Origin of the sequence: Paraburkholderia sp. BCC1885 (assembly GCF_900996235.1) — a bacterium.
GTDB lineage: Bacteria > Pseudomonadota > Gammaproteobacteria > Burkholderiales > Burkholderiaceae > Paraburkholderia.
This window is the reverse complement of the sequence record NZ_CAAJGM010000122.1, coordinates 15,766-41,562: the sequence shown is the minus strand read 5'-3', so window position 1 is coordinate 41,562 and position 25,797 is coordinate 15,766. Positions and strand designations below refer to the sequence as shown.

At 60.6% G+C, this 25,797-nt stretch carries 26 protein-coding genes and 1 tRNA gene; 11 read left to right on the top strand and 16 right to left on the bottom strand.

Annotated elements, in window-relative coordinates:
* Positions 1-243: 243 nt before the first annotated feature.
* From dprA to FQ755_RS13105, 3 genes are all read left to right on the top strand, one after another.
* Entirely contained in the window at positions 244-1,488 is a 1,245-nt protein-coding gene (gene dprA, locus FQ755_RS13115) for a DNA-processing protein DprA (RefSeq protein ID WP_144154973.1), read from the top strand.
* Positions 1,489-1,583: 95 nt separating this feature from the next.
* A complete protein-coding gene (locus FQ755_RS13110; RefSeq protein ID WP_144154786.1) occupies positions 1,584-1,961 on the top strand; it encodes a thioredoxin family protein in 378 nt (125 codons plus the stop codon).
* A gap of 255 nt (positions 1,962-2,216) precedes the next feature.
* Positions 2,217-4,901, top strand: coding sequence for a DNA topoisomerase III (locus FQ755_RS13105; protein ID WP_144154784.1), 2,685 nt, complete (start codon positions 2,217-2,219; stop codon positions 4,899-4,901).
* A gap of 105 nt (positions 4,902-5,006) precedes the next feature.
* On the opposite strand, the gene FQ755_RS13100 is transcribed toward FQ755_RS13105, so the two are convergent.
* Both FQ755_RS13100 and FQ755_RS13095 read right to left on the bottom strand, forming a co-directional pair.
* Positions 5,007-6,107, bottom strand: coding sequence for a LysR family transcriptional regulator (locus FQ755_RS13100; protein ID WP_144154782.1), 1,101 nt, complete (start codon positions 6,105-6,107; stop codon positions 5,007-5,009).
* A 352-nt stretch (positions 6,108-6,459) separates the two neighbouring features.
* A complete protein-coding gene (locus FQ755_RS13095) occupies positions 6,460-8,316 on the bottom strand; it encodes a phosphoenolpyruvate carboxykinase (GTP) (protein WP_144154780.1) in 1,857 nt (618 codons plus the stop codon).
* A 363-nt stretch (positions 8,317-8,679) separates the two neighbouring features.
* Between FQ755_RS13095 and FQ755_RS13090 the strand changes: the two genes are divergently transcribed.
* On the top strand, positions 8,680-9,693 hold the full coding sequence (locus FQ755_RS13090; protein ID WP_144154778.1) for a D-2-hydroxyacid dehydrogenase family protein: 1,014 nt from the start codon (positions 8,680-8,682) through the stop codon (positions 9,691-9,693).
* A 114-nt stretch (positions 9,694-9,807) separates the two neighbouring features.
* Here the strand turns inward: FQ755_RS13090 and FQ755_RS13085 are convergent, their stop codons facing one another.
* Entirely contained in the window at positions 9,808-10,674 is an 867-nt protein-coding gene (locus FQ755_RS13085; protein ID WP_144154776.1) for a patatin-like phospholipase family protein, read from the bottom strand.
* Positions 10,675-10,766: 92 nt separating this feature from the next.
* On the bottom strand, positions 10,767-11,171 hold the full coding sequence (locus tag FQ755_RS13080) for a PaaI family thioesterase (protein ID WP_144154774.1): 405 nt from the start codon (positions 11,169-11,171) through the stop codon (positions 10,767-10,769).
* A gap of 212 nt (positions 11,172-11,383) precedes the next feature.
* Here FQ755_RS13080 and FQ755_RS13075 point away from each other — a divergent pair.
* Positions 11,384-11,459 (top strand) — tRNA-Lys (locus FQ755_RS13075).
* A 235-nt stretch (positions 11,460-11,694) separates the two neighbouring features.
* Positions 11,695-13,374, top strand: coding sequence for an anti-phage dCTP deaminase (locus FQ755_RS13070; RefSeq protein WP_144154772.1), 1,680 nt, complete (start codon positions 11,695-11,697; stop codon positions 13,372-13,374).
* Positions 13,375-13,597: 223 nt separating this feature from the next.
* Here FQ755_RS13070 and FQ755_RS13065 read toward each other — a convergent pair whose 3' ends face one another.
* From FQ755_RS13065 to FQ755_RS13030, 8 genes are all read right to left on the bottom strand, one after another.
* Positions 13,598-14,008: a hypothetical protein gene (locus tag FQ755_RS13065; RefSeq protein WP_144154770.1), complete on the bottom strand. Its 411-nt coding sequence runs from the start codon at positions 14,006-14,008 to the stop codon at positions 13,598-13,600.
* Positions 14,005-14,670 carry a DUF433 domain-containing protein gene (locus FQ755_RS13060; RefSeq protein ID WP_144154768.1) on the bottom strand — a complete coding sequence of 222 codons (666 nt, stop codon included), beginning with the start codon at positions 14,668-14,670 and terminating at the stop codon, positions 14,005-14,007. The genes FQ755_RS13065 and FQ755_RS13060 overlap by 4 nt, the downstream gene beginning before the upstream one ends.
* A 259-nt stretch (positions 14,671-14,929) precedes the next feature.
* Entirely contained in the window at positions 14,930-15,436 is a 507-nt protein-coding gene (locus FQ755_RS13055; protein WP_144154766.1) for a hypothetical protein, read from the bottom strand.
* 35 nt (positions 15,437-15,471) lie between these two features.
* Positions 15,472-16,308, bottom strand: coding sequence for a hypothetical protein (locus FQ755_RS13050; RefSeq protein ID WP_144154764.1), 837 nt, complete (start codon positions 16,306-16,308; stop codon positions 15,472-15,474).
* 144 nt (positions 16,309-16,452) lie between these two features.
* Positions 16,453-17,037: a hypothetical protein gene (locus FQ755_RS13045; RefSeq protein WP_144154762.1), complete on the bottom strand. Its 585-nt coding sequence runs from the start codon at positions 17,035-17,037 to the stop codon at positions 16,453-16,455.
* 57 nt (positions 17,038-17,094) lie between these two features.
* Positions 17,095-17,652, bottom strand: coding sequence for a hypothetical protein (locus FQ755_RS13040; protein ID WP_144154760.1), 558 nt, complete (start codon positions 17,650-17,652; stop codon positions 17,095-17,097).
* 89 nt (positions 17,653-17,741) lie between these two features.
* Positions 17,742-18,038 carry a hypothetical protein gene (locus FQ755_RS13035; protein ID WP_144154758.1) on the bottom strand — a complete coding sequence of 99 codons (297 nt, stop codon included), beginning with the start codon at positions 18,036-18,038 and terminating at the stop codon, positions 17,742-17,744.
* 104 nt (positions 18,039-18,142) lie between these two features.
* Complete coding sequence (locus FQ755_RS13030) at positions 18,143-18,328, bottom strand: hypothetical protein (RefSeq protein ID WP_144154756.1); 186 nt, start codon at positions 18,326-18,328, stop codon at positions 18,143-18,145.
* A gap of 212 nt (positions 18,329-18,540) precedes the next feature.
* Here FQ755_RS13030 and FQ755_RS13025 point away from each other — a divergent pair, with 212 nt between their 5' ends.
* Positions 18,541-18,822: a hypothetical protein gene (locus FQ755_RS13025; RefSeq protein ID WP_144154755.1), complete on the top strand. Its 282-nt coding sequence runs from the start codon at positions 18,541-18,543 to the stop codon at positions 18,820-18,822.
* A gap of 39 nt (positions 18,823-18,861) precedes the next feature.
* Positions 18,862-19,269: a DUF2471 domain-containing protein gene (locus FQ755_RS13020; protein ID WP_144154753.1), complete on the top strand. Its 408-nt coding sequence runs from the start codon at positions 18,862-18,864 to the stop codon at positions 19,267-19,269.
* 51 nt (positions 19,270-19,320) lie between these two features.
* Here the strand turns inward: FQ755_RS13020 and FQ755_RS13015 are convergent, their stop codons facing one another.
* Entirely contained in the window at positions 19,321-19,890 is a 570-nt protein-coding gene (locus FQ755_RS13015; RefSeq protein ID WP_144154751.1) for a GNAT family N-acetyltransferase, read from the bottom strand.
* A gap of 179 nt (positions 19,891-20,069) precedes the next feature.
* On the opposite strand from FQ755_RS13015, the gene FQ755_RS13010 reads away from it, so the two are divergent.
* From FQ755_RS13010 to FQ755_RS13000, 3 genes are read left to right on the top strand one after another with little or no spacing between them, the layout of a single operon-like run.
* Entirely contained in the window at positions 20,070-20,735 is a 666-nt protein-coding gene (locus FQ755_RS13010) for a GntR family transcriptional regulator (protein WP_186308516.1), read from the top strand.
* Complete coding sequence (locus FQ755_RS13005) at positions 20,716-22,011, top strand: dicarboxylate/amino acid:cation symporter (RefSeq protein ID WP_260858555.1); 1,296 nt, start codon at positions 20,716-20,718, stop codon at positions 22,009-22,011. Before FQ755_RS13010 ends, FQ755_RS13005 begins: the two co-directional genes overlap by 20 nt.
* 57 nt (positions 22,012-22,068) lie before the next feature.
* Positions 22,069-22,584, top strand: a complete 516-nt coding sequence (locus tag FQ755_RS13000; RefSeq protein WP_144154749.1) for a hypothetical protein — start codon at positions 22,069-22,071, stop codon at positions 22,582-22,584.
* Positions 22,585-22,638: 54 nt separating this feature from the next.
* Here the strand turns inward: FQ755_RS13000 and FQ755_RS12995 are convergent, their stop codons facing one another.
* From FQ755_RS12995 to FQ755_RS12985, 3 genes are all read right to left on the bottom strand, one after another.
* Entirely contained in the window at positions 22,639-23,802 is a 1,164-nt protein-coding gene (locus FQ755_RS12995) for a pyridoxal phosphate-dependent aminotransferase (protein WP_144154747.1), read from the bottom strand.
* Positions 23,803-24,132: 330 nt separating this feature from the next.
* The gene (dbpA, locus tag FQ755_RS12990; protein ID WP_144154745.1) at positions 24,133-25,533 is read right to left on the bottom strand and encodes an ATP-dependent RNA helicase DbpA; all 1,401 of its coding nucleotides are present in this window, start codon (positions 25,531-25,533) and stop codon (positions 24,133-24,135) included.
* A 33-nt stretch (positions 25,534-25,566) separates the two neighbouring features.
* Entirely contained in the window at positions 25,567-25,767 is a 201-nt protein-coding gene (locus FQ755_RS12985) for a hypothetical protein (RefSeq protein WP_144154743.1), read from the bottom strand.
* Positions 25,768-25,797: the final 30 nt, after the last annotated feature.

Sequence of the window (25,797 nt, the reverse complement as noted above, 5' to 3'; positions counted from 1 at the left end):
TTGAGATTGGTTTTAAGTCGCCGCTCACGGTGGAAAGTCGCGACGCTGGCCATTTGGCTAGCTTGTGGGGTCGTCGCGATACGCAGAGGATAGGTGGTGTCGAACCGGTTCGATTCAACGCGCGAAATCTTGCGCCAACGACGAGCCCGCGCGGGTGGGCGCGGCGCTGCAGTTATTTCGGATGATGAAAATTTTAGCATGGCGCCCGCCTGCCCGCTGGCCGTGCTCGAGGATGGATACGCAATGCACACCTTGCCTACAACGGATAACGAACTCGCCGCCTGGTTGCGGCTCTCAATGGCGCCCGGACTGCGGCCCGGCGCACTGCGCGCCATGCTCACCGCCTTTGGCCTGCCGGAAACGATACTCGCGCAGCCGTTCGAACTACTCGCCACCGCCACGGACGAAGCCTCCGCGCGCGCCGCGCTCGCTCCGCCGGGCGCCGATTTCAGCCGCTATCTGGACGCCGTGCTCGCGTGGCGGGAGCTGGAGGGCAATGCGGTCGTGACCCTCGACGATCCGGTTTATCCGCCCGCGCTGCTGACCATGCCCGACCCGCCTTCGCTGCTATATATAAAAGGCCGGCTCGATCTGCTGCATGCGAAAGGCGTCGCCGTGGTCGGCAGCCGCAGCGCCACGCCGCAGGGCGTCGAGGATGCGGAGCGGTTCAGCCGGGCCTTATCGGCGGCGGGGCTGGCGGTCGTGTCGGGGCTCGCGCTCGGGATCGACGGCGCGGCGCATCGTGGGGCGCTGACGGGCCGTGGCAGCACGATCGCGGTGATCGGCACCGGCGCCGACCTTGTCTATCCCGCTGCCCATCAGGCTTTGGCGCGGCAAATCGCGGCCGCCGGCACGATCATCTCGGAATGGCCGCTCGGCACCCCCGCCCGCGCCGCCAACTTCCCGCAGCGCAATCGCCTGATCGCCGGACTCGCGGGCGGCGTGCTGGTGGTCGAGGCGGCGATGCGTTCCGGATCGCTGATCACGGCACGGCTCGCCAACGAAATGGGACTGGACGTCTTCGCGCTGCCCGGCTCGATTCACGCGCCACTGTCGCGCGGATGCCACAGAATGCTCAAGCAAGGGGCGAAGCTCGTGGAAACGCCGCAGGAGATTCTTGAGGAGCTTGGCTTTGCACCACCGCCGGCTCCCGCCACAGGAACCGCGCCATGGGGCGGCATCCAGCGGCCGAGGAAACGTGCCTCCGGAGCTACGCGTGAATCGGCCGGCGGAATTCCCGTCGAAGACACGAAAGACACGGGTGAATCCGCCCCGGCCGCTCTGTCCGCGCGCGAAGCAGCGGATCTCAGCCCCGACGCCGAAAAGCTCCTCGCCGCCCTCGGCCACGCTCCGGCAACGCTTGAAATTCTCGCCGCCCGCACCGACATGCAGGACGCCGCCTTGCAAAGCACCTTGCTCCAGCTCGAGCTGGCCGGCTGCCTGACAGTCCTGCCGGGCGGCCGCTTCGCGAGGGCCAGTCATGGCTAAACGTGCGCCCAACGTGAGCATGGTCAATCGCCGCGGACTACGCGCCATGCTACATTCGCGCCAAAGCACCTGAACAAAGTACGCAAGGAACCCACATGCCCGCGCTTAACCTCGACACCGACCACGACCGGATCGCCGAGCGCGTCAACGACCCCGAAACGCTGTTCGTGGCGTGCCTGTGCGCGGAGTGGTGTGGAACCTGCCGGGAATATCGGGATGCGTTTGACCGGCTGGCGGATAAACACCCGGAAATCTGTTTCGCATGGATCGATATCGAAACCCACGCGGATCGCTTCGACGACCTGGACGTAGAAAATTTTCCTACGATTCTGATCGAAGACAGTGTGACCACCCGCTTTTTTGGCACCGTATTGCCGCAGGCGGCTATCGTAGGCCGGATGCTGGCCGACCTGACCGCGCTGCCGGGTGTGACCGGCGCGCCGAAATTGCGGCCGGCGCTGGCAGTCGCCTGAAACAGGGTGTCGAGCGGCATATTTTTGCGCTCGCGAGTTTGGGTTGGCTGCCTGCGGCACGGGCATTGCAGGCGGTCTGCGGCGCGCGCCGCCGCTTGCTCAGTATATAAACACGCAATTATGATGGCCCGCTTTTACACGGCACTTGACACGCCCCGGTGGCGCCGTGTGCTATAAAGCGGTCGTTAATGGGTCACAAACCTCGGGGTCGCAAACCCGGGGCCTAAACTCGGATCCACCAACTCATATCCAGTCATGTCCAAAGCACTGATCATCGCCGAAAAGCCTTCCGTCGCGAACGACATCGCGCGGGCTTTAGGCGGTTTTACCAAGCATGACGAATACTATGAAAGCGACGAATACGTCCTTTCCTCGGCAGTCGGCCACCTGCTGGAAATTGCCGCGCCCGAAGAATACGAAGTCAAGCGCGGCAAATGGAGCTTCGCCAATCTGCCCGTCATCCCCCCGCATTTCGACCTGAATCCGATCGCAAAGAGCGAGTCGCGCCTGAAAGTGCTGACCAGGCTGCTCAAGCGCAAGGACATCGAACGCCTGATCAACGCATGCGACGCGGGGCGTGAGGGCGAGCTGATTTTCCGCCTGATCGCGCAACACGCCAAAGCCAAACAGCCGGTCCAGCGCCTGTGGCTGCAATCGATGACGCCCGCCGCCATCCGCGACGGCTTTGCCCGTCTGCGTAGCGACGAGGAAATGCAGCCGCTTGCCGACGCCGCACGCTGCCGCTCGGAAGCCGACTGGCTGGTCGGCATCAACGGCACGCGCGCCATGACGGCGTTCAACAGCAAGGGCGGCGGCTTCTTCCTGACCACGGTTGGCCGGGTGCAGACGCCGACGCTCTCCATCGTCGTGGAGCGCGAGGAAAAGATTCGCCGCTTCGTGCCGCGTGATTATTGGGAAGTGAAGGCGGAATTCGTCTGCGCGGCGGGCTTCTACGAGGGCCGCTGGTTCGACCCGAAATTCAAGCGCGACGAGTTCGATCCGGAAAAGCGCGATTCGCGCCTGTGGGCGCTCCCCGCCGCCGAAACGATCGTCGCGGCCTGCCGTGGCCAGATCGGCACGGTGACGGAAGAATCGAAGCCGACGACGCAACTCTCGCCGGCCCTGTTCGACCTGACCAGCTTGCAGCGCGAGGCCAATGGCCGGTTCGGCTTTTCCGCGAAGAACACGCTCGGTCTGGCCCAGGCACTGTACGAGCGGCACAAGGTGCTGACCTACCCGCGTACCGACGCGCGCGCGCTGCCTGAAGACTATATGGACACGGTCAAGCAGACGCTTGGCATGCTCAAGGAAAGCAACAACTACCTGCCATTCGCCAAGCAGGTACTCGACAAGGGCTGGGTAAAGCCGAACAAACGCATCTTCGACAACTCGAAGATCAGCGATCACTTCGCCATCATCCCAACCCTGCAGGCGCCGAAGAATCTGTCGGAGCCGGAACAGAAGCTGTACGACCTTGTCGTGAAGCGCTTCCTGTCGGTGTTCTTCCCGGCCGCCGAGTACCGGGTGACAACGCGGATCACGGAAGTGGTCGGCCATCACTTCAAGACCGAAGGCAAGGTGCTGGTCGAACCGGGCTGGCTGCAGGTCTACGGCCGCGAGATCAGCGGTGAAGACGCCAACCTCGTACCGGTGCAGAAGGACGAGAAGGTCAAGACGGACAAGATCGCGGCCCAGCAACTCGTCACCAAGCCGCCGGCACGCTACAACGAAGCTACCCTGCTGTCGGCTATGGAAGGCGCGGGCAAGCTGGTCGAAGACGACGAATTGCGCGAGGCCATGGCCGCCAAGGGTCTCGGCACGCCGGCGACGCGTGCGGCGATCATCGAAGGTCTGCTCGGTGAAAAGTATCTGATCCGCGAAGGCCGCGACCTCATTCCGACCGCCAAGGCTTTCCAGTTGATGACGCTGCTGCGCGGCCTGGGTGTCAAGGAATTGACCGCGCCCGAGCTCACCGGCGAGTGGGAATACAAGCTATCGCAGATGGAGCGCGGCAACCTGCCCCGCGACGCGTTTATGCAGGAAATCGCCCGCATGACGCAGACCATCGTCAAGCGCGCGAAAGAGTACGACTCGGACACCATCCCCGGCGACTACGCGACGCTGGAAACGCCATGTCCGAATTGCGGCGGTCAGGTGAAGGAAAACTATCGCCGTTTCGCCTGTTCGAAGTGCGAATTCTCCATTTCGAAGATTCCGGGTGGTCGTCAGTTCGAAATTCCGGAAGTCGAAGAACTGCTGCAGAACAAGACCATCGGGCCGCTATCGGGCTTTCGCAGCAAGATGGGCCGGCCGTTCTCGGCGATCCTGAAACTGTCGTTCGATGACGAGATCAAGAACTACAAGCTCGAATTCGACTTCGGCCAGGACTCGGGCGGCGAAGACGGCGAGGTGCCGGACTTCTCGGACCAGCAGCCGGTGGGCGCGTGTCCGAAGTGCCAGGCGCGCGTGTACGAACACGGCATGAGCTATGTCTGCGAGAACTCGGTCGCCAATCCGAAGACCTGCGACTTCCGTTCGGGCAAGGTGATTCTGCAGCAGGAAATTACTCGCGAGCAGATGGGCAAGCTGCTGGAAGAAGGCCGCACGGATCTGCTGACGAACTTCAAGTCATCCCGCACCGGTCGCAACTTCAAGGCGTTCCTCGTCAAGCAGAGCGACGGCAAGATCGGCTTCGAGTTCGAGAAGAAAGAGCCGTCTGCGAAAACAGCCGCCAAGACCGCGGCGGCAAAAGCTGCGGCCAAGGCCGCGCCGGAGGGCGACGGCGAGGATGGCGAGAACGGCGAAGGCGGCGTAGCCATAAAGACGGTGGCGGCCAAGAAGGTTGCCGCAAAGAAGGCGCCGGCCGCGAAAACCGCAGCGAAAACGGCGGCCAAGAAAGCGCCCGCAAAGAAGGCGGCGGCGCGCAAGACCGGGTCGTGAGATCGGTCTTGTAAGTCCGAACGAAAAAAGGCGTAGCCGCTAACGCGGACTACGCCTTTTTATTACCCGGCGCATTGCCGGGCATATTCAACACTCATCGCTTCTTCAAAGCGGCGACAGCGCAGCCGGACGGCCTCGCGACGACTGCGACTTCACCGGTAGCGTCGGCGGCGCCAACTCGCTATCCAATAATCGCGACACCGGCTCCGCGCCATCGAAGGCCTCAGGCGGCGTAATCTCCGACGAATCCAGGCCGGACGCGGATACGGGATACCCTTCGCCGTCCTTGATCCACTGCTCGCCGAGAAGACTGTTCGGAGTCTGGCTGAAATGCTCGACCAGATGATCGATGAACGTGCGTACCTTGGCCGGCAAGTGACGGCGGCTCGGGTAGGCAATGTTGATCTCGACCTGCGGCAGACGATATTCGCCGAGCAGACGCACCAGCCGGCCACGCGTCATGTCGCGGCCAATCAGGTAGCTCGGCAGGATCGCGATACCCATGCCCAGCAACGAGAACTGACGCAGCATTTCGGTGTTGTTGGCGACGATCACGTTGGTCGGACGCACGCGGACTTCGCCATCAGGGCCGGTAAAGACGCGCTCGTCGCCCCAATACTCGGACGGCAGCGACAGGCACGGATGCTCCAGCAGATGCTCGGGACGCGTCGGCGTGCCGTGTTTTTCCAGATACGCCGGCGTCGCACAGACCGTCATGCAGCCCGTGGTCAGGCGGCGCGTCACGATGCTGGCGCTGCGCATCTGCCGCGCAATCACCACGCCCACGTCGAACCCTTCCTCCACCAGATCCACCTGACGGTCCACCAGCGTGACGTCGGGGATCACCTTCGGATAGCGCTCGGCGTAGGTTTGCAGCACTGGCGCAAGATTGTGTAGCCCGAACACCACCGGCGCGACGATGCGCAAGGTGCCGACAGGCTCGTGATTGCGCGCCACCACCATCTGCTCGACGTCTTCCAGCTCGTCGAGAATCTGGCGCGCGCGTTCCAGATACACCTGGCCCGACTCAGTCAGCGAGAGGCTGCGGGTTGTGCGGTTGAGCAGGCGGGTACCGAGACGGCCTTCGAGATCGGCGACGTGGCGGGTCGCCACGGCGTTTGAAATATCCATTGCGCTGGCCGCGCGGGCAAAACTGCCGAGATCCGCCACTCTGACGAAAACTCGCATCGACTGCAAATGATCCATAAGACAACTCCTGCCGTGTTACAGCTTCCTGACACACCGGTTTGGCCAGTGAAGCGAACTGGGAATTCTCCTACGACTCTCAAAATCGTGCAGAAGTTGCTCAAGAAGGGTTAATTTTCATGGATTTTCGTATCACCTTACTCTTAACTGACATACATCGGCATCGATTGTTCCAGTCACGGAAACAATCTGCGGCATTGCAGCGGGCATCAGGGTTATTACTAGAACAGACGGCTCGACTGTTGCCACGGCGTAACCGCGCTGAAAGTCCATTCGCTAAACCCGGCAGCGCCTCAGAAATCAAAAAACCGCCCGAAGGCGGCCTTGTACCTCGGAGTGAGCATTCACATAATCAGGCGGTGAGCCGCTCCTCGAACGCCGTTTTAGCCTCACGCAATGCCGGCGGCAGGTTCTGCTGCAGTGTGTCGAAGAGCTCTGCATGCAAGGCGAGTTCGGCGCGCCACGCCGCATCGTCGACCGAGATCACCGTTTCGAACTGGGATTTGCTGAAATCGAGGCCGCGCCAATCGATATCCTCGTAATGCGGCGAGACGCCGAACGCGTGCTCCGCACCTCGGGCCGTGCCTTCGATGCGCCTTACCATCCAGCTCAGAACGCGCATGTTTTCGCCGAAACCCGGCCACACGAACTTGCCGTCCGCGCCCTTGCGGAACCAGTTCACGCAGAAGATCTTCGGCAGCGTGGCATTCAGTTGGGCGAGCCGCTCGCCCGTTTTCAGCCAATGCGCGAAGTAGTCGCTCATGTTGTAGCCGCAGAACGGCAGCATGGCGAACGGATCGCGCCGCACCACGCCCTGCTGGCCGGCCGCCGCGGCCGTAGTCTCCGAGCCCATGGTCGCCGCCATGTAGACGCCCTCGACCCAGTTGCGCGCCTCGGTGACGAGCGGCACGGTGGTCGAACGGCGCCCGCCGAAGATGAATGCGTCAATCGGCACGCCGGCCGGATTCTCCCAATCCGCGTCAATCGACGGACATTGCGCGGCCGGCGCCGTGAAGCGCGCATTCGGATGCGCCGCCTTGCGACCGGTTTCCCTGGCAATGGCCGGCGTCCAGTCCTTGCCCTGCCAGTCGGTCAGATGGGCGGGCGCCTCGTCGGTCATGCCTTCCCACCAGACGTCGCCATCGTCGGTCAAGGCGACATTGGTGAAAATGACGTTTTCCTTCAGTGTCGCCATGGCGTTGAAGTTGGTCTTTTCGCTCGTGCCGGGCGCGACGCCGAAGTAGCCGGCTTCAGGATTGATCGCATACAGACGGCCATCCTTGCCCGGTTTGATCCACGCGATGTCGTCACCGATTGTCGAAATTTTCCAGCCGTTCAGGCCTTCCGGCGGAATCAGCATGGCGAAATTCGTCTTGCCGCACGCCGACGGAAACGCCGCCGCCACGTGATGCTTGCGCCCCTCGGGAGACGTGACGCCGAGGATCAGCATGTGCTCGGCCAGCCAGCCTTCGGCGCGGCCCATCGTCGAAGCGATGCGCAGTGCGAAACACTTCTTGCCGAGCAACGCGTTGCCGCCGTAGCCCGAACCGTAGCTCCAGATTTCGCGCTGTTCGGGGAAATGGACGATGTACTTGGTGTCGTTGCACGGCCAGGCGACGTCCTGCGCGCCCGCGGCGAGTGGGGCGCCCACCGAATGCACGCACGGCACGAAATCGCCGTCGGTGCCGAGCACGTCGTACACCTGGCGGCCCATGCGCGTCATGATCCGCATGTTGGCGACCACGTAGGGGCTGTCGCTCAATTCGACGCCGATATGCGCGATCGGCGAGCCAAGCGGACCCATCGAAAACGGCACGACGTACAGGGTGCGGCCACGCATGGCGCCGTCGAACAGACCGTCGAGCGTCGTGCGCATCTCCGCCGGCGCGATCCAGTTATTGGTGGGACCGGCATCCTCGCGGCGCTGCGAGCAGATAAAGGTCCGGTCTTCGACCCGCGCGACATCTGACGGATCGGAGCATGCGAGGTAGGAATTCGGCCGCCTGGCCGGATTGAGCTTCTTCATCGTGCCGGCTGCGACCATCTGCGCGCACAGCCGGTCGTATTCTTCCTTCGAACCATCGCACCAGACGATCCGCTCAGGTTTGGTCAGCGCGGCGATGCGCGCAACCCAGTCGATCAATTTGCGATTTTTTACCCAGGCGGGCGCCTCGATGGCGGGAAGTCCTGCAAAGACGGGATGATTCATCGAGCTGTCTCCGTTTCGTTTGTAAGCAAAAAGAAAAACGGTACAAGCCCTGCGACGCTGCCGCGAGAGGCGCCAATCCAGTCGCGCGAGAGACGCTCGCGCCCGATTGTGCAGGTCGTGATGGGCCACACAGCCTGTCGCGTGGCTCCTTCTGCAACCGTCTGTAAAGCGGCTTGCATCGAGCGGCAACAAACTGTTAAAAACGTTCTCAACTCTTGCCGTTTGCATAGTTTTGCCGTCTGCGCGGCACTTTCTACGATAGGGCATCCATCCAAACCAGCGTGTGATCTACCTCACATGCTGGGACAGCCAGCTTAACACTCCGTTCCGCACCGTCATGGTGCGTCGCAAAACACCAATACTATGAAGATTGCCATCCTCGACGATTACCAGGACGCCGTCCGCAAGCTCGACTGTTTTCAGCTGCTCGCCGACCAGGACGTCAAGGTGTTCAACAACACCGTGCGTGGACTTGGCCAGCTGGCGAGCCGTCTGTCGGAAGTCGACGCGCTGGTGTTGATCCGCGAACGCACGCGCATCAGCTCGCAACTGCTCGATAAACTCCCGCATCTGCGCATGATCAGCCAGACGGGCAAGGTGTCGAGCCACATCGATCTGGCGGCCTGTACCGAGCGCGGCATTGCCGTGCTGGAAGGCAGCGGTTCACCGATCGCACCGGCCGAGCTGACCTGGGCGCTCATCATGGCGGCCCAGCGGCGCATCCCTCAGTACGTGGCGAACCTGAAGCAAGGCGCCTGGCAACAGTCCGGCCTGAAGACCTCGGCGCTGCCGCCGAATTTTGGTCTGGGACAGGTATTGCGCGGCCAGACGCTCGGCATCTGGGGCTACGGCAAGATTGGCCGCCTCGTGGCGGGCTACGGCAAGGCGTTCGGCATGGACGTGCTGGTGTGGGGACGCGGCAGCACGCTCGACGCGGCGCGCGGCGACGGCTACGGCGTGGCCGAAAGCCGCGAGGCGCTGTTCGAGCAGAGCGACGTGCTGTCCCTGCATTTGCGCCTGCACGACGACACGCGCGGCATCGTCAAGCAGGAAGACCTGCTGCGGATGAAGCCGACGGCGCTGCTGGTCAACACGAGCCGGGCCGAACTGCTGGAAGAAAACGCGCTGGTGAATGCGCTGGCGCGCAACCGGCCGGGGATGGTCGCCATCGATGTCTACGAAAGCGAGCCGATCCTGCAAGGCTACAGCCTGTTGCGCATGGAAAACGTGATTTGCACGCCGCACATCGGTTATGTGGAGCGCGAAAGCTACGAACTGTATTTCAGCGCGGCATTCAAGAATATTCTGGCGTTCGACAGCGGGGACACGTCGAGCGTGGCAAATCCGGAAGCACTGCAGGGTGGACGCCGACGGTAATTCCGCAGCGAAGAGCGGCCGGGCGAGATGCAGCTTCGCTTTAGTTCGACGTCAACGTCGACGCGAGCCGAGGCGGAAAGGAAAGCGCTGTCGGAATTACGCCTTCCTGACGTACTAATCCTGTGCCGTTAGTTCGAGCAACTGCGGCATCCGCTGCAGGAACTGCTCGCCGTCGCCGCGGCCGAGGTTGTAGGCGTGCTGCATCTGCGACGGGCTCGTGTAATCCCAACTCGAAATCGGCACCTTGCGCGACGGCTGCACATACAGCCGTTGCTGCGCGCCATGCGGCACGACGAACATCTGCGGACGCGGATAAAGACGCGTGACCATCACGAGGACATTGCCGGGCGCTTCGTCGAGCGCGCCGACCGGCACGTTGTCGACCATCCCACCATCCAGCACCGGCCGGCCGTTGCGTCGCAGAACGGGGGTGAACGGCGGCGTCGAGGACGATTGCAGGATCAAGTCGGCGAGATCCTCGACCGTCGCACAGTCCTGCGCCCGCACGAATTCCGGATGGAAACCGAGCGTCTGGCCCAAGGTCGGATGCAGCGTCTTGCGCACGTATTTTTCGATGTTGTACGCGATCAGCCCCGCCGCCACCGCGCTGCGCGCGCCGAGCCAACGCGGCAAATGCGACACGCCGATGCGGATTTCGGGCGCCCGCGCGAGGCTTGCGAAGCGCTCGCCGTAGATGTCCAACAATGCCTGGCGATAGATCCGATAATGCGGAAATACCGATTCGCCGCGCAGCAGATTGCCCCAGTAGGCGTTTTTGGTGTTGTGGCGCAGCGCGTCTGCGTAATAGCGCATGACCCAGTCGGAATCGCTCGTGTAAAGCATGCACGCAGTGGCGGCTCCCGCCGAAATGCCGGTGATCACGCGCGGGCGGATTTTAAGCTCCGGCTGCACGATGTCCCAGAATCCCGCCTGCCACCAGCAGCGATTGCCGCCACCCGCGAATACGACCTGATCGAACATTCTTCCTTTTTCCTTGGAATGCGACGCGCGCCCCGTTGAGCGGCGGCTCGCGCGAATCGGCGTGCGTCTGTTGGTTTGCCGGAGCGCCGGGCCTACGAGAGCAGCGCGTAAGTAGTGGTGGCGTGTGCGGCCATCTTGCCGTCTTCGTCGAACAGTTCGACTTCGCCGAAGACCAGATTGCGGCCCATGCGCAGCACGCGGGCGGTGACGAGGACGTCGCCCTTGCGCACCGCTCGCATGAAGTTGATGTTCAGCGACACCGTGCTCATGGGCCGGAAGCCGCCGAGCGCCGCGGAAATGGCGACGACCATCGTCGTATCGGCCGCGGCCGTGAAGACCTGGCCGCAGATCACGCCGCCCGAGTGGCGCAATTCGCCGGAAAACGGCAGGCGCATGGTGGCGCTCTCCTCATCGACTTTCACCGGGGTCAGCGCGAGCGTGCGCACCCACGGCGCCAGCACGCGGTCGAGCAGTTCAGCGATCGCTTTGTCATCCATCGTTCGTCCCCGATATGCCGCGCGAGGCGTTTCGCGGCGTGGTGTGCGACATGATACCGGCACGGTAGAAATTGCGCGTTTTGCGGGACGCTGGGCGGCTGGGCGGGGATGCCGGCCGGTCTTTGTCTTCGTAGATTCACGAATTTTTTTAAGAAATCTGCTAAAGGGGCTAGGCAAGTCAAAAAAACTTCTGCATAATTCGCAGTCTGTCGGGGGCGTTAGCTCAGTTGGTAGAGCAGCGGACTCTTAATCCGTAGGTCGAGTGTTCGAGTCACTCACGCCCCACCAAGCTACACAAGGGTTTGCCGGTTTTCTCTGGCAAGCCCTTTTTGCTTTTTCAGCCCCATGTAACCGGATTTCATCCACGTGGAGCGCTGCAACGCCGTCGGCTTCGGCCCGCTAGCGCAACCCGGGTCGGTATTCCGCAACAGTCGCATCAGCTCTGATTGCTCAGCTGAATTGGTTAGCGCAAACTCCCGACCAGTGAAGCTATTTAAAAAATAGAACAACCGAGGGGCCCTTCATGGCGGCAGCCAACTTGCAGAGCGCGGAAGCGGACGCTGCGACGCGAACCAATATAGAGCGAGACATTGACTCTACCGGAGAGGCTACTGCGAGTTTAACGCCGGAACTGGTTATTGCCCTGTGCGGGCCGATCGGATCTCCGCTTCACACTGCTGCTGAACAAATTGCGCATGCGCTCAGCGATTTTGGCTATCGGACTGAAAAGGTCCGACTGAGCGAATTCATTCGCCTTAACGCCGAGGACGGGGCGATTGATCTCACAAGCGAGTTCACCAGAATCGAGTCTTTGATTCGAGTCGGCGACGAGCTCCGCCGGACCCACAAGAACGACATTCTCGCCAAACTCGCAATCGCGAAGATTGGGGCCGATCGGCAGAAGGCCTTTGGTGAATTCAAAGACACCGCAAACGACGCGAGCGCACCAGAAGAAACACAAATCCGACGTCATCGCATTTGCCACGTTATCGATTCGATCAAAAATAGTTCGGAGCTCGACCTCCTGCGGCTTGTGTACGGGGACGCGTTATTTGCTATCGGCGTCTTTTCACCACTCGAGGTGAGGCAGCGCAACCTTGAGCGCCCGGGCGCCCTGTTACCCGACGAAATCGAGCAGCTCATCGATATGGACTCTGGCGAAGAGTTCTCTCACGGGCAATCCGTTCGCGATACCTTTCCTCGTTGCGATTTCTTCCTGCGGGTCGACCATTCGGAGGTGGCGCCCTCCGAATCCAAGGCCGTTGCTCAACTAGTCGAAAAGCTTCGCAGGTTTTTCAATCTGATTTTCAGGACTTCAATCGAGACACCATCGCCCGAGGAAACTGCGATGTACTCAGCAGCGTCGGCCGCGAGAAACTCTGCGTGTATTTCTCGCCAAGTGGGTGCGGCAGTCACAACGACATCCGGAGAGTTGCTGGCGGTAGGTTGGAACGACGTACCGCGTAGCGGCGGCGGACTTTACGGAAAACCACCACTCGATACGAAATTTCGTGGACTGCCGATCGCAAGCGCCGAGGAACGCTGCTTTGCCCAGACCGGAGCGGCCTGCCACAATGATCGTGAAAAGAAAGCCATCGCAGCGAAGATCGTCGAGTCACTTGTAGCGGCGGGCATGCTCCCCGAGGAGCATCAGCAAAAGGCAACTCAAACGATACTCGACGACTCGCGTGTGAAGGATCTCATCGAGTTTTCCCGCGCTGTCCACGCCGAGATGCACGCTATCTTGGGCGCCAGCAGAGTCGCCGGGGACCGCATCATCGGTGGGAAACTATACGTGACGACCTACCCTTGCCATTCGTGCGCGAGACATGTCGTGGCGGCCGGCATTTCAGAGGTGCATTACATCGAGCCATATCGGAAAAGCCTGGCAACACGCCTGCACACAGACGCCCTCACTGAATCGAGCGAAGCCGGCGAAAAAGTTCGACTTCTTCAATTCGACGGAATCGCTCCGCGTCGGTTCATCGAGCTATTTGAGGGCGGGTCAAGGAAGAAGGACGGCGTGCTAAACTTGACGAAGCGTTTGGAAGCTGCGCCTTCGACGCGCGTCAGTCTGAGGGCGATTCCCCGACTTGAGGAAGTTGTTGTTGCGGAAATCACGAGCAAGCAACTGAGATTTCCAGAACTAATTCAACAGGAGAATGTGCATGCGCAAAACCCCAACTCGCAACCGTCAGCTTGAGTTGCCAGTACTCGTTACCTTAGCGGGCGGCCAAACACCGCCAGCCGATTCCGGGAAGAAGGCAGGCACGCGCCCCCCTTCTCCTCCCGCCAAAACCCCAGCTCAGGCATCAGCTCAGGATCAGGCGATCTACCGCGCGATCAGCGACAATTACTTCCGAAATCTGGATTGAGGGGAGTCGCACGATCATCGTCGGATCTGGCCGATTCGACCGCGACTGCTTTTAGAGCTTGATCTGTTCGAACTGACCTGCGCCGAACCGCCATGGAACTCGGAACGCCGCTCCGCCTTTGATGCGCCGACTCTGGTCCATGATCGCTGGCCACCACTTGACTAGGTTTTGCGCCTTGTCCCAGTGCCGCCGCTCTGCCCACTGACGCTGGAGCACGAAGACGATTAAGCCTGACTCTCGAAGTGCCTTCCGCTCAAGGTCATTTTTGCGCAGACCATCTTGGGACATTATCACCCAGTGTCCCTCAGCAGCCAGAGCGGTGATCCAGTCGTGGTCCTTGGCGTTTGCGGCGAATTTGTCGCGTAGGTGAATTACTGCTTCGACAGCTTCCTCGACCTTGCAAAGCTCACTTACGGCGTGAGCGAGATGAAGCGAGAGGTTGTTGTCGAAGAAGTACCTCATGCAGCCAGCCGCTCGTAGCGGATGGCGGCGTCAACAGCAGAGATGGGGATGCCGTACAGTGAGGCGGCCATCTTTTTGCTCTTCTCCACCCTGTATGTCTCGACAACCAGATCGGTTCTTACCCCGTACTCGGCCAACACGGGTTTTCCGAAAGCAATCTCTGGGTCGAGGACCACAGCGTTACTTCGCTTCACAGGAAACCAACGCCTGGCCTGACCGTCAGCCGTGAATTCGATGCCGGCGTAAAGCTCCGGCCGAACGATATGTTCGAACACAAGCTGTCGCCTCACAAGATCTGTTAGTTCGATCTCGCCCTGTTCCTTCAAAGCTTCGTAGAAGACCGTTTTTCCATCCGTGAGGAAGCGGTTTGCTGTGAAGGGGTACTCTGTCCCAAATATCGCCTTCGCGTTATCAATGGCTGTACGAATCACTCGCAGCGAAACATCGTGATTCCGGAAAGCCTTCACGATACGCAGTTCCAGCAAATCCCTGAAGCCAATTACCTTCTCATCGAGTTCGGCAAGCTGAGTGGTCCAAAGAGGTGCGCTGGTGCCGTCCTTGAACGAATAGCCGAACAGCCACCGGCTCACTTCTCGCGCGTCAGCGCCAGTGAGCCTTTCCGCTTCCTGAAGCGTGTAGAGGCCAATTCCGGTCAGATCCATAAGTGCATTCTATCAGTGACGCTTGCCCACACTATTTTCGCCCCTACATCGGGGTAGCATGGCCGGCTTGGCCGCACCGGTCGGCGCCGGATGGCATTTGTACGCCGGTGCGATCGCCAGCGCGCGCCATCGTGTGGCTGCCGAATTCAGCGTTCTGTCTACTCCGACCACGCGACGTCGAAGACGTCGTTGTCGCGTCAAGCGCTTCCACGACACCGCGACACATACCGGTCCATGAAGAATGAGACGTGCGTCGACCTCACGGCCGCGCAGTACGCTTCAAAATCTCGATCTGATCATTCAAGTCAACGAATGACTGAAGAGAATCCATCAGGTTCGAATCAACGTCACCGCGCGACGCCAATTGCTTCGCAGCCTCCTCAATTCCAGGGATGTGCATACTAAGCTGTGCTTCCAGCATAACCGCCAGCTTTACATGAGACTCTGACGGTAACTCGTGCAGCGGAAAATTCGCTAGATGGTCGCGTGAGCGCGCCAGGATTTTCTTCGCGTTCGCGCACTCGGCAATGGGAAAATTCTTTGCTCGAAGGCGCTCTTGGACGTGGGTGCTGATGCTCAGCGCATAATCGTAAATCGCAAAAAGGCTCGCTGCAGCGACACCATCCCGTTCTGCTCTCTGCTCACGCGCAAGTTTGCGGGCCGCTCCCCCTTGATAACTCGCAATGGCGCCAGCAGCCAGAATTGCGAGGACCGATCCAACAGCTTGGAAGAAACTAAACCAGTCGCCACGATGCCAAGAACCCATATTCAATTCCTCTTATTGTTTGTGTGCGTCGCAGACTAGCCTAGGTTATTGGTCTGCTCGGCGGCTTGAGTACTGGCCGCGGCCTCGCTGGCACGCACCGCAAGGTCGTATAACTGTTCACAAGCCGGGCTCACACGCACATAGTAATTGGTGCCATCAGGGTTTCGTGGGTGTCCGCGAGGCGATGTCGACTCTTCGAGCAGGCCGATATTCCTGAGCTTCAGTGCAAATGGGCCAATGTCGTTGAAAAGATTCAGCGGGCTCTCATCATTGATCATGGGCATCCGCGGCTGATAGGTGACCGTTGGCGTTCGTCCCGTTGTGGTGACCGTAACCGGCGGCTGATAGCCTCCTTTGACCAGCACTGATATCGACGCACGTTGCTTTCCCGCTGCTCGTTGCTGAGCCAGTTCGCTTTTATAGCTGCTGTCGTCGTGGACAAAGCCATGCATCCACGCGATGAAAGGCGTGAAGTCGCGATCGTTCAGTACCTCGGCCCCCTCAAAGACCATTTCCTCAATCTCGCTAGCGCTTCGATCTTCAAGCACGATACGGGCGGTGAGAAGCCCTATCACCATTGGGCCGATGTCCTTGCTTGCTGAAAGCGCCACCCTACGGTACGCGTCGAAGATAGCGCTGGTCTGGTCATCGTTGTCTGCGACGGTCTGGAGCATATCGTTCAGATCCGCCGAAGTGGTCATAACGTCCTGCTCTTTGCGAACCTCGTCGAGGAAAGCATCGAAGAACTTCTGTGCGCGGTGCTGGCTCCACCGACCGATCACATTGTCCTTGACCATATCAAAGAGATTGTCCTTTATCTTGTCCAGCGCAAAATCCGCGGCAGCCGCCGCTACTGTAGTGGTGATCACCATGACTTCCCTTCCAAGGACGTTGTTCAAGCAGGTATAGGGTTCGGCTCCTATGCGTAATTGCCGAGGCGCACGGGTCCGTTCACGCGTCACGTGACGTGGTCCGAATAAGTTCGGCTAGTTAGCTCCTCAGCAGCGTGATCGGCGCTAGTCGAATTTGTTAGAAAAAGCGTGATCGACGACCTGAGGAATCGTTTCGAATGTTCTCACCAGCATCGGCGTGACATCACTACCGTTCAGTTTGAAGTCGTCGGTAATATGAGCGAGGCGCTGACCCGCGAAATCACACGTCGTGATCCATGCACGCCCAACCTCCTCCGGATCGGGGAAGTCGTCGACGATGGACGGCAATAGCTTTTCCAGCGGCGAGCCGTCCGAACTCCGAAAGTTCTCGATCCCAATGTCGCCACGTCGGGTGCGTTTCGAGATTGCCTGAAGTTGAGAAGGCGCACCACTTACCCGTAGACCCAGGAATTCCAGCAGCAATCTCGAGTAGATCGCCGCCATGGAAGAGGCTGTCTGCGTATACGCGATCAGGACCGTACTGTGAACAGGTTCCTCCACGCCGTCTACCCGAATTTCGATACGCTCAAGCGCGTGGTACTTGCCGCTGAGATCTAAAGCTTTCAGGCCGGCGTGCACACCTTGCACGTAATAGGGGATGAGAGCGACACGCATGTGCAGCAATTTGAGGTCATCGGGCGATGGTAAGTTCGTTTTCGCGTTCGTCACGGTTCTTCCGAGTCTCCGTCTTCGGCGGTCGGATCGATGGCGGTTCGGCCTCGCAGATCACTCATTGCACAGGACCTCTTCATCGTCCTCGCCGACGTCATCCTTGACCCCGAAAGCCTGCCGAGCAAATCCCATCGCCAGATCGATGCCGATGCAAGCCAAGGTGAGCCGGTGCACGTTGGTGTTCAGTGTGCCAGCCGTCGTTCGCTGAAACATAGCGATCGGCGCCAGCGCCTGCTCCCGCATCTTCAGCAGCGTGGTCACATTCTGGCAGATAGCCTTCACTTGCTTGCAAGTGTCGTTGAAATCCCGCGCGGACCTCACTCGCCGCGATAGGCCGGTACCGGGGACACGCACCGCCCGCCATCCAGCTTTCGAATGCGACCAGATGACCGGCGTTGGGACGCGGCGCCCTTTGCGCTCCCACCATTCGATACGGATCTTGCCAGTGCGTGGCGGCTGTAGGAGGTTCAACAGCTCATCGAGCGCCGTGAGCGCCTTGTCGATCTCTGCAACCTCGGCAGCAATGCCTGCAGCTACACGACTCACCTCCTCTGGTAGCGTGGCCAGATCATCGATAGTGGGAGGGGTGCGTGTCTCAATAGCGTTGAGCATGGATCGGCAGGGTTCGTAGCGTAAATGCCATTCTCCGGGACCGGCTGCGGCTGAGCGATGCGCATACGTGTTGCCAGCCAGCAAGTCTGTTATTTGCTTGATCGCCTGCGCGGGGCATCATCACTCTTACTAACTTTCTTCAGACGCTCCTTCAACATCTCAGCCAAGAAATTATGAGCAGTATCTTCCGCCTGAAGTTCATCGTCCGTCGACTCAGCGTCGATTAGCGACATGCCTTGCACCGTCTCGCTTTCTTCCAAAAACACGCGCAAAGCCGCCAGCTGATCGGAATGAGTTTCAAACAAAGCCAGCAACAAACTCTGCTGTGCCAATACCATCGCTTGCAGGCGAAGCATCTGGATTTTCATTTCCTCAAGGTCTGCCATGGAGACTCCGCAAGGTGGTTTGACCAAGCGATGATAGCGCACCGCTCTACACGCCAGGCACAAGCTCGCCGAGCAAGGGATATCAGGTCCAGATTTGCGAGATTTCAGATGGCGGCGCACTCATTCAGCGCCATTTCGCGCTGGCGCTCAATGGATGACGAAGCTTGCGCAGCGCTGTTATGCAGTTGGTCATCGACCAACTGACCACCCAATATGGCGGCGTGACCGCCGGATTCTCCCAGGCGGGCGCTCCTGCCCATGTCACGCCACGTGGCGATCTGTTCGCGCATCACTGAATGGCGCGCCCCTGCGCGGTCGACCCCAGCACACAAGTGCTGGGGTCGACCGCGCGTACTGGAAACTGCCGCACGTCCCATCAGGCTCCGTCGTGACGCCCAAACCCTCTCGATCAGCAACAGCGCAAGAATTCTAACAACCACCCCCTTGCATCCCGACCAAATACTGTATAAATTCACAGTTGTATGCATATACAGAGTCAGCCATGAACCATCTCATACGCATCTTGAACGACGACGACAGCGAAACGCTTGCCTGGTTGTGCAAGCACGTTGGGGACGTTCGCGTGGCCAATGCCGCGCGGCATCTGGGGGGCCATGGCAAGCCCTATCTATCCGCGGTCTGCCGCTATCTCGGCGTGCGGCCGCCGGCGCCGCATCAGCACAGCCGTCCCGTTGAAGACTGCACAGTCGGAGACAACCATCTCGCCCAGATCCGTCAGTTGCTCGCGCAGCGGGGCGAGCCGCCTTTAAAGCGCCATCTCTGACACGCTTTGTCGCCCAGCCTTTAGATAAACAACAACATCATGATCAATGCCACAGCTTTTGAATCAGAAGCCGGTAATGTCAATCAGGTCGCGCTCGAACGCGAATTGCGCAGCGCCTCGCTCGACCTTCAGCAGGTCATCGTCACGGTTGCGAAGCGTCATATCGGCAGCGGCCGGCGCGCTTATGCGGGCGGTGCGCAAGCGCCCACCTGGCGCACGCTGCAGACCATCGACGAGCAGGTATTTGAGAATCAAGGCTTCCGGGCGCGGCACAAGGAAACGGTGCGCGAGATGTTCGCCCGCTTTGGCGATAGCCGTCTTTCCGGCGCCGATCTCGACGAACCCGTCGACTGGCGACGCGATGACGACAATCTACCGGCGGTTTATCTGATCGTGCGTGATCTGGTGCAGTCGGATCCGAGCGCCACCGGAGTATCGTCAGACTGACGCATCACTCGCGCGCCAGATGCAGACTGCACAAAAAATCAGGATGCCAAATCAATCGACATCCAGCCCGTGTCCGCCGGGCAGCACATAGTGCATTTCGTAAAAGCGAACGTCGCCTCGGGAAGGCAGCGTGAACGGCGGCGTGAAGGACACGAAGCCCAGCAGTTCATAGAACTTTAAAGCGGACTCCCTAGCCGTACACCAGGCCAGTCGTCCGCCTTCCTTTTCGACATGATCGAGACACAGTTTCACCATCAACCGGCCAAGGCCATAGCCGCGCAAGCCTTCTTCAACGGCGATGCCGCGCAGCCGCCATTCGGCATCACTCACCGAGCCGCTTAGCGATTCGCGGCAAACAGTCGCCACCGCGACGATTCGTTCATCCTGATACACAGCAACGTGCAAGGTCGAGGCGTCGTCGTCGCCACGAAAACGGCAGGTGTCGGAACGCCCTTCTAACAAAACGGCGGTACGCAAGGGATAAACCGATTCAGCCTGAACGGAGCAAACCGAAAAAAGCGTGCGATGCTGAGACATATTCGAGAATAGCCACGCTGCAAAATGAAGCGATTGTGTGACCGATAGCCTTCGGGATCTGAGTGAAAGTTCACCTGCCGGCATCGAACGAATTAACCGGAGCGAACTTACCGGGTCCGGTCAAACAGCGCAATACCATCCATCAAACATCAGCGCGCAATCCCATCCTGTCAGGGCTGACAGGTTCGCTCGAACACGCCATACGTTACGCTTGGCTCGTCTCAAATTTTGACGTTAAAGCGAGCCAAGTGAGATCTCAGATGCTGGATACTGCCCCGTCCGATACGCAAGTTGCCTACGCCCAGATTCGTTCACGCATTCTGGATGGAAGGCTCGCGCCCGATCAACCCGTGTCGCCGCGAAGCATGGCGGATGAACTCATGCTCGGGCATACGCCTGTGCGTTCTGCCATACAACGCCTGGTGGTCGAAGGATTAGTAAAGGTGGTGCCGAGAAAAGGCACCTACGTCGCCGCGCCGGACACGAACGATCTGCGCGAAATCTTCGAGGTGCGTCTGGCTCTCGAAAGCACGGCGGCCTATCTCGCTGCGATCAACGGCGCGACCGAGGGCATGGTCCAGGCAATCGACGAACTGCGGCAAATCGTCGAAACCGAATCGATCGACCTGATGCACGAGCAGCGCACCGGTTGGGTATTTCATCACGAGATGTTCGCGGCTTCGCGCAACGACCGACTGTTCACAACCTACGCCGGTCTGCGCGCGCAAACCGGCCTCGCGCTCAACGAGTTGCCGCGCAGCGATGCGGCCACCGTGCGGCGCGGAACCATCGAACACCTGAACATTTACGAGGCCATCGCCGCGAAAGAGCCGGAAGAAGCTCGACGTCATATGTGGAATCACATCGTTGACGGAACCGACGCGCGCATCCAGATCATCCGAGGCCAACATGAATCGTCGAATCAATAAAATCCCGGTGCCGGTGCAAATGTTGGTTGCACTCGTGCTCGGCGTGCTGACCGGACTGCTTGCTCCCGGCGTAGGCAGCAAGCTGACGTTTCTCGTCACCATTTTCGGACACGCGATCAAGATGGTGATCATGCCGCTGATCCTGTTGTCCGTGACCGTCGGCGTGTTCAAGATGGGTGTCGAACGCGGGCGCCTCGGCAAGACCGCGGCCCTGAGCATCGCGTTCTTCGTGGCGATGACGGTGGTCTCCAGTGTCCTCGGTCTTGGCCTGAACATGCTGTTCCGCCCGGGCCTTGGCGCGAGTCTCGCCCATACCGCCGCCATGCCGGCGAATCTGGCCAGCGGTCTCGACTGGATGCAATTCATCATCGACCTCATACCGGCCAATATCGTCGGTGCGTTGGTCGCGGGAAATTCGCTGCCGGTGCTGGTGTTTGGCGTCATCCTCGGATCCGCGCTTTCCGTGATCGAGGAGCAGGCCAGGCCGCTCATCGCGGTATTCGAATCGCTGCTCGCCGCGTTGTTCAAAATGACGCAATGGATCATCGCCTTTTCGCCGCTCGCGATTCTCGCCGGCATGGCGACCTTGCTGGCGTCGAAGGGAATCGCCGGCGTTCTGCCGCTGATCAAGCTGCTCGGCATCGCCTATCTCGGCATGGCCGTTCTCACCGTGCTGCTGAGCGTGATTGTCCGCTTGTGCGGCCAGTCGCCTGTCGCACTCATCCGGCACGTGAGCGAGCCGCTGATTCTCGCCTTCAGCACGCGCTCGTCGGAGATCACGTTTCCGGTTCACCTCAAGAAATTGACCGACATCGGCGTGCCGAGCTCCGTCGCCTCGACCATCCTGCCGCTGGCTTACATCTTCAACCGCGACGGCGCCGTGCTTTATACCGCGCTGGCCGTGGGCTACATGGCGGACGCCTATCACCTGGCCTGGAGCTTGCCGGTGATGTTCACCATCGTCGTGCTGGCGATCATCACCATCGATGGCGCGGCAAGCGTTCCGTCGGGCGCGATCGTGGCCATTACGGTCATCCTGTCGGCAATCGGCCTGCCCGTCGAAGCCGTGGTGCTGATTCTCGGCCTCGACGCATTTTTCGACATGGGCCGCACCGCTCTGAATGTGTACGGCAGCACGGTGGCGACCGTCGTCGCAATGCGAATCTCCGGTCTGGACCAGCCGCAACTGGGTCGGGACGGCTACGTCGGCGCCAGGGACGACATCCCGGCAGTGGGCAAGTTTTCAACCGCGACACGTTTGGACCATCGCGCCTGACACCCCTCGCCGCCAGCGAGGCATCAAGCGGCGGACCGCTTTTTACGCGAGAATCCCATGGCTTCTTTTTTTCTACGGCTATCCGACGCAAGCTCGCCGCGCGGCGCACACGCTGCGTTGCAAGGTGACCTTGATGCCAGAGCGCCTCGTATTTCCGCATTGCGAGGTATCAATCCCCCGCTCGAGCACGGGCACTTTCTTTGCCGCGACGACCGCGCGTTGCCGCTGTACGGCAAAATGAAGGATGCGCCCAACGGACTTTATCTGGGGCTGCTGCACGGCCGCAACCAGCTCGACACGCCGCTCGACGGCCTCGGCTATCCCGGCCCCGCGATTGGTCCGTTATGTCACGTGCGGACCGCGTATGCGGCGCATCTTTATCTGCGCTTCGCGGATCCCGCCACTTCGCGCCTGTTCTTCCCGGCGCCGTCCGCCATGGAAGCCGAAGACGCCCTGATCGGTCTGCAGGACGAAGTCGTGATCGATATCGTGAACAGCACCATTCCCTTCGACGGCCGTTTCTTCGGCGACTGGATGGTCTTCTATCACGGCGAGTCGAGCGCGGAGCAATAGGGAGAGCCCCTCAAGGCTCCCTCCATAACGATAGCGACAGAAACAGCGGCAGGCTTACTTCGGCGCGACTGAACAGAGTCGCCGCGCCCCTTCGATCAGCGTCGCGTCGTCCTTCGAAAAACTCAGGCGGATCAGACCGGAATCCGTGCCGTCCGTGTAAAACGCCGAGAGCGGAATCGTCGCCACGCGTGCATCGCGAATCAGGCGCAATACGAAGTCGCTGTCGCTTTCGTCCGAGAAGCCACGAAAGCGCGCGAGCATGAAAAAAGACCCCTCGCTGTGCAACAGTTCGAAACGCGACTCGCGTAATTCACGTGCCAACAGATCGCGCTTGCGCTGATAGAACGCCGCCAGCCCGAGATAGCTGTCCGGCCTGGCGAGCGCTTCGACGAACGCGTATTGCATGGGCGTGTCGGCGGAAAACACCATGAATTGATGGACCTTGCGAATCTCGTCCATCAGCTCGGCGGGTGCAAGGCAATAACCGACCCGCCAACCCGTCACGTGATGCGTCTTGCCGAACGACGACACGATCACGCTGCGCGCCGCCAGCTCGGCATGGCACGCCATGCTCTGATGCTGCGCGCCGTCGAACACGACGTGTTCGTAGACCTCGTCGGCCAGCACCACGATATCGGTGTGGCGGGTGACGGCTTTGAGGCGCTCGATGTCGGCCTCGCCGAACACGGTTGCCGTCGGGTTATGCGGCGTGTTGACGATGATCATGCGCGTCTTCGGCGTGATCGCGGCGGCGACCTCGTCCCAGTTCACCCTAAAATCGGCCAGCGACAGTTTGATCGGAACCGGCGTTGCTCCTTGCAGGCGCACGATGGGCGCGTAGCTGTCGAAGGACGGTTCGAAGTAGATCACCTCGTCACCCGGATGCACGAGCGCGCTGATCGTCGCATACAGCCCCTCGCTCGCGCTGGCGATCACGGTGATCTCGGCGGCCGGGTCGTATCGCACGCCATACAGCGTCTCGACCTTGTCGGCGAGCGCTTCGCGCAGCGCGCCGATACCGGCCATCGGCGCGTACTGGTTATGTCCGGCGCGCATGGCCGCGGCGACGTCGTCCACCAGCTTCGGGTCCGGCGCGAAATTCGGAGCGCCTTGCGACAGATTCAACGCATCGTGCTGCGCGGCCAGCTGGCCGATGACGGTAAAGATTGTGGTCCCCACATCGGGCAATTTCGAGCGGGCGTGCAAGGCGCTCTGCATAACGGCTTCTCCATCTGACGGCGAGGCTTACACGCGCGCCATTCCACGCGCTCCGGCCAGTCTGACGATTAGGCCCGAGCCCTGATGCGTCCACAATCGATACTTTGTCATGCGCGGCATGCGTTTACGTCATGGCAAGCGGCTGGCCCGACGGGACTCGGGAAGGCAGGGAAGACGAGGGGCAATGAAGCGCGATGGCCAGGTAGCCAGGTAGCCTGGTGGCCTGGTGGCCAGGCGCGAACCGGACCATGCGGGAAATGCGGCGGGATGGGATAAATCGGGACGGCTGCGCCCATGCGAACGCAGCCGCTGCTACTGCTTACACCGGGCTTACTCGTCCATCATCCGGACTTTGACCTTCTTGCCCTTCACCTTGCCGGCGCTGAGCTTGCGCAACGCATCGCGTGCGATGCTGCGTTCGACCGCGACGTAAGTCGAAAACTCCGTCACGTTGATCTTGCCGATCTGCGCGCCGGCGAAACCCGCTTCGCCGGTCAGCGCGCCGAGCACGTCGCCTGGGCGAATCTTTTCTTTGCGGCCACCGAGAATCTGCAGCGTTTCCATCGGCGGCAGCAGGCGTTCGTTGCTGGTGGAGGTCAGTTCCGACAACGGGTGCCATTCCACCTCGCGCCCTTGTGCCTGTTCGAGACTGCCGACGCGGCCCATCTCGTTCATGCTCGCCAGACTCAGCGCCCAGCCTTCCTGGTCGGCGCGGCCCGTGCGGCCGATGCGGTGCACGTGCACTTCCGGGTCCGGCGTCACATCGACGTTGATCACCGCTTCCAGTTGCGCGATATCCAGACCACGCGCGGCGACGTCCGTGGCCACCAGCACCGAACAGCTTCGGTTGGCAAACTGGATCAGCACCTGATCGCGCTCACGCTGATCGAGCTCGCCGTGTAGCGCGAGCGCGTGAAAACCTTGCGCACGCAACACGTCGAGCAGATCGCGGCATTGCTGCTTGGTATTGCAGAACGCCAGCGTGCTTACCGGACGATAGTGGTTCAGCAGCAGCCCGACGGCATGCAGCCGGCCGTCTTCCGTCACTTCGTAAAAACGCTGCCGGATCTTGCTGTTGTCGTGCCGCTCTTCGAGCTTGATTTCCTTCGGACTACGCAGGAACTGCTGGCTCAGCTTGCCGATGCCGTCCGGATAGGTCGCCGAGAACAGCAGCGTCTGCCGCTCTTTAGGACATTGACGCACGACGGTGGCGATATCTTCGAAGAAGCCCATGTCGAGCATGCGGTCGGCTTCATCGAGCACCAGCGTATTCAACGCGCCAAGCGCCAGGGTGCCGCGCTCGAGGTGATCCATGATGCGGCCCGGCGTGCCGACGACAATATGCGCGCCTTGTTCCAGACTCGTCGTCTGCGGACGCATCGGCGTGCCGCCGCACAGCGTCAGCACCTTGATGTTCTGCTCGGCGCGCGCGAGGCGGCGGATTTCCTGGGTGACCTGGTCGGCGAGTTCGCGCGTCGGGCACAGCACCATGGCCTGCACGTCGAAATTGCGGGCGTCGAGGCGTGACAGCAGCGCCAGCGAAAACGCCGCGGTCTTGCCGCTACCGGTTTTCGCCTGGGCAATCAGATCGTGGCCGGCCAGCGCGAGCGGCAAGCTCGCAGCCTGAATCGGCGTCATGTCGACATAGCCGAGCTGCGTCAGGTTGGCGAGCACGGCTGGCGGCAACGGCAACTGGCTGAACGGCGCGCCGGCTTGGGTGGGACTATTCATTAGGATGGCTCGCTATCGGCTGAAGGCTACGGACTATTCGGCCATCGGGCCGGGAGACGGACGGCCTTCGATCTGCTCGTACACCACCGAGCCGTCGTCCGCGTCGAAACGTTCGACGTAATTGCGCGCGCCGCACATCGGGCAGCGGAACAGGAGCCCCTGGCCCTCGTTCTTGATCACGACGTCCGATTGCTCCCACCGCGCTTCGCAGGACTGATTTCTACACTTGAACACGTTGCTTCTCCAACTTCGATTCATTTTGTT

Bases quoted from the DNA above. Each gene is read 5' to 3' on its own strand.
- dprA (WP_144154973.1), top strand. From the start codon at position 244: ATGCACACCTTGCCTACAACGGATAACGAACTCGCCGCCTGGTTGCGG.
- FQ755_RS13110 (WP_144154786.1), top strand. From the start codon at position 1,584: ATGCCCGCGCTTAACCTCGACACCGACCACGACCGGATCGCCGAGCGC.
- FQ755_RS13105 (WP_144154784.1), top strand. From the start codon at position 2,217: ATGTCCAAAGCACTGATCATCGCCGAAAAGCCTTCCGTCGCGAACGAC.
- FQ755_RS13100 (WP_144154782.1), bottom strand. From the start codon at position 6,107: ATGGATCATTTGCAGTCGATGCGAGTTTTCGTCAGAGTGGCGGATCTC.
- FQ755_RS13095 (WP_144154780.1), bottom strand. From the start codon at position 8,316: ATGAATCATCCCGTCTTTGCAGGACTTCCCGCCATCGAGGCGCCCGCC.
- FQ755_RS13090 (WP_144154778.1), top strand. From the start codon at position 8,680: ATGAAGATTGCCATCCTCGACGATTACCAGGACGCCGTCCGCAAGCTC.
- FQ755_RS13085 (WP_144154776.1), bottom strand. From the start codon at position 10,674: ATGTTCGATCAGGTCGTATTCGCGGGTGGCGGCAATCGCTGCTGGTGG.
- FQ755_RS13080 (WP_144154774.1), bottom strand. From the start codon at position 11,171: ATGGATGACAAAGCGATCGCTGAACTGCTCGACCGCGTGCTGGCGCCG.
- FQ755_RS13070 (WP_144154772.1), top strand. From the start codon at position 11,695: ATGGCGGCAGCCAACTTGCAGAGCGCGGAAGCGGACGCTGCGACGCGA.
- FQ755_RS13065 (WP_144154770.1), bottom strand. From the start codon at position 14,008: ATGAGGTACTTCTTCGACAACAACCTCTCGCTTCATCTCGCTCACGCC.
- FQ755_RS13060 (WP_144154768.1), bottom strand. From the start codon at position 14,670: ATGGATCTGACCGGAATTGGCCTCTACACGCTTCAGGAAGCGGAAAGG.
- FQ755_RS13055 (WP_144154766.1), bottom strand. From the start codon at position 15,436: ATGGGTTCTTGGCATCGTGGCGACTGGTTTAGTTTCTTCCAAGCTGTT.
- FQ755_RS13050 (WP_144154764.1), bottom strand. From the start codon at position 16,308: ATGGTGATCACCACTACAGTAGCGGCGGCTGCCGCGGATTTTGCGCTG.
- FQ755_RS13040 (WP_144154760.1), bottom strand. From the start codon at position 17,652: ATGCTCAACGCTATTGAGACACGCACCCCTCCCACTATCGATGATCTG.
- FQ755_RS13035 (WP_144154758.1), bottom strand. From the start codon at position 18,038: ATGGCAGACCTTGAGGAAATGAAAATCCAGATGCTTCGCCTGCAAGCG.
- FQ755_RS13030 (WP_144154756.1), bottom strand. From the start codon at position 18,328: ATGCGCGAACAGATCGCCACGTGGCGTGACATGGGCAGGAGCGCCCGC.
- FQ755_RS13025 (WP_144154755.1), top strand. From the start codon at position 18,541: ATGAACCATCTCATACGCATCTTGAACGACGACGACAGCGAAACGCTT.
- FQ755_RS13020 (WP_144154753.1), top strand. From the start codon at position 18,862: ATGATCAATGCCACAGCTTTTGAATCAGAAGCCGGTAATGTCAATCAG.
- FQ755_RS13015 (WP_144154751.1), bottom strand. From the start codon at position 19,890: ATGCCGGCAGGTGAACTTTCACTCAGATCCCGAAGGCTATCGGTCACA.
- FQ755_RS13005 (WP_260858555.1), top strand. From the start codon at position 20,716: ATGAATCGTCGAATCAATAAAATCCCGGTGCCGGTGCAAATGTTGGTT.
- FQ755_RS13000 (WP_144154749.1), top strand. From the start codon at position 22,069: ATGGCTTCTTTTTTTCTACGGCTATCCGACGCAAGCTCGCCGCGCGGC.
- FQ755_RS12995 (WP_144154747.1), bottom strand. From the start codon at position 23,802: ATGCAGAGCGCCTTGCACGCCCGCTCGAAATTGCCCGATGTGGGGACC.
- dbpA (WP_144154745.1), bottom strand. From the start codon at position 25,533: ATGAATAGTCCCACCCAAGCCGGCGCGCCGTTCAGCCAGTTGCCGTTG.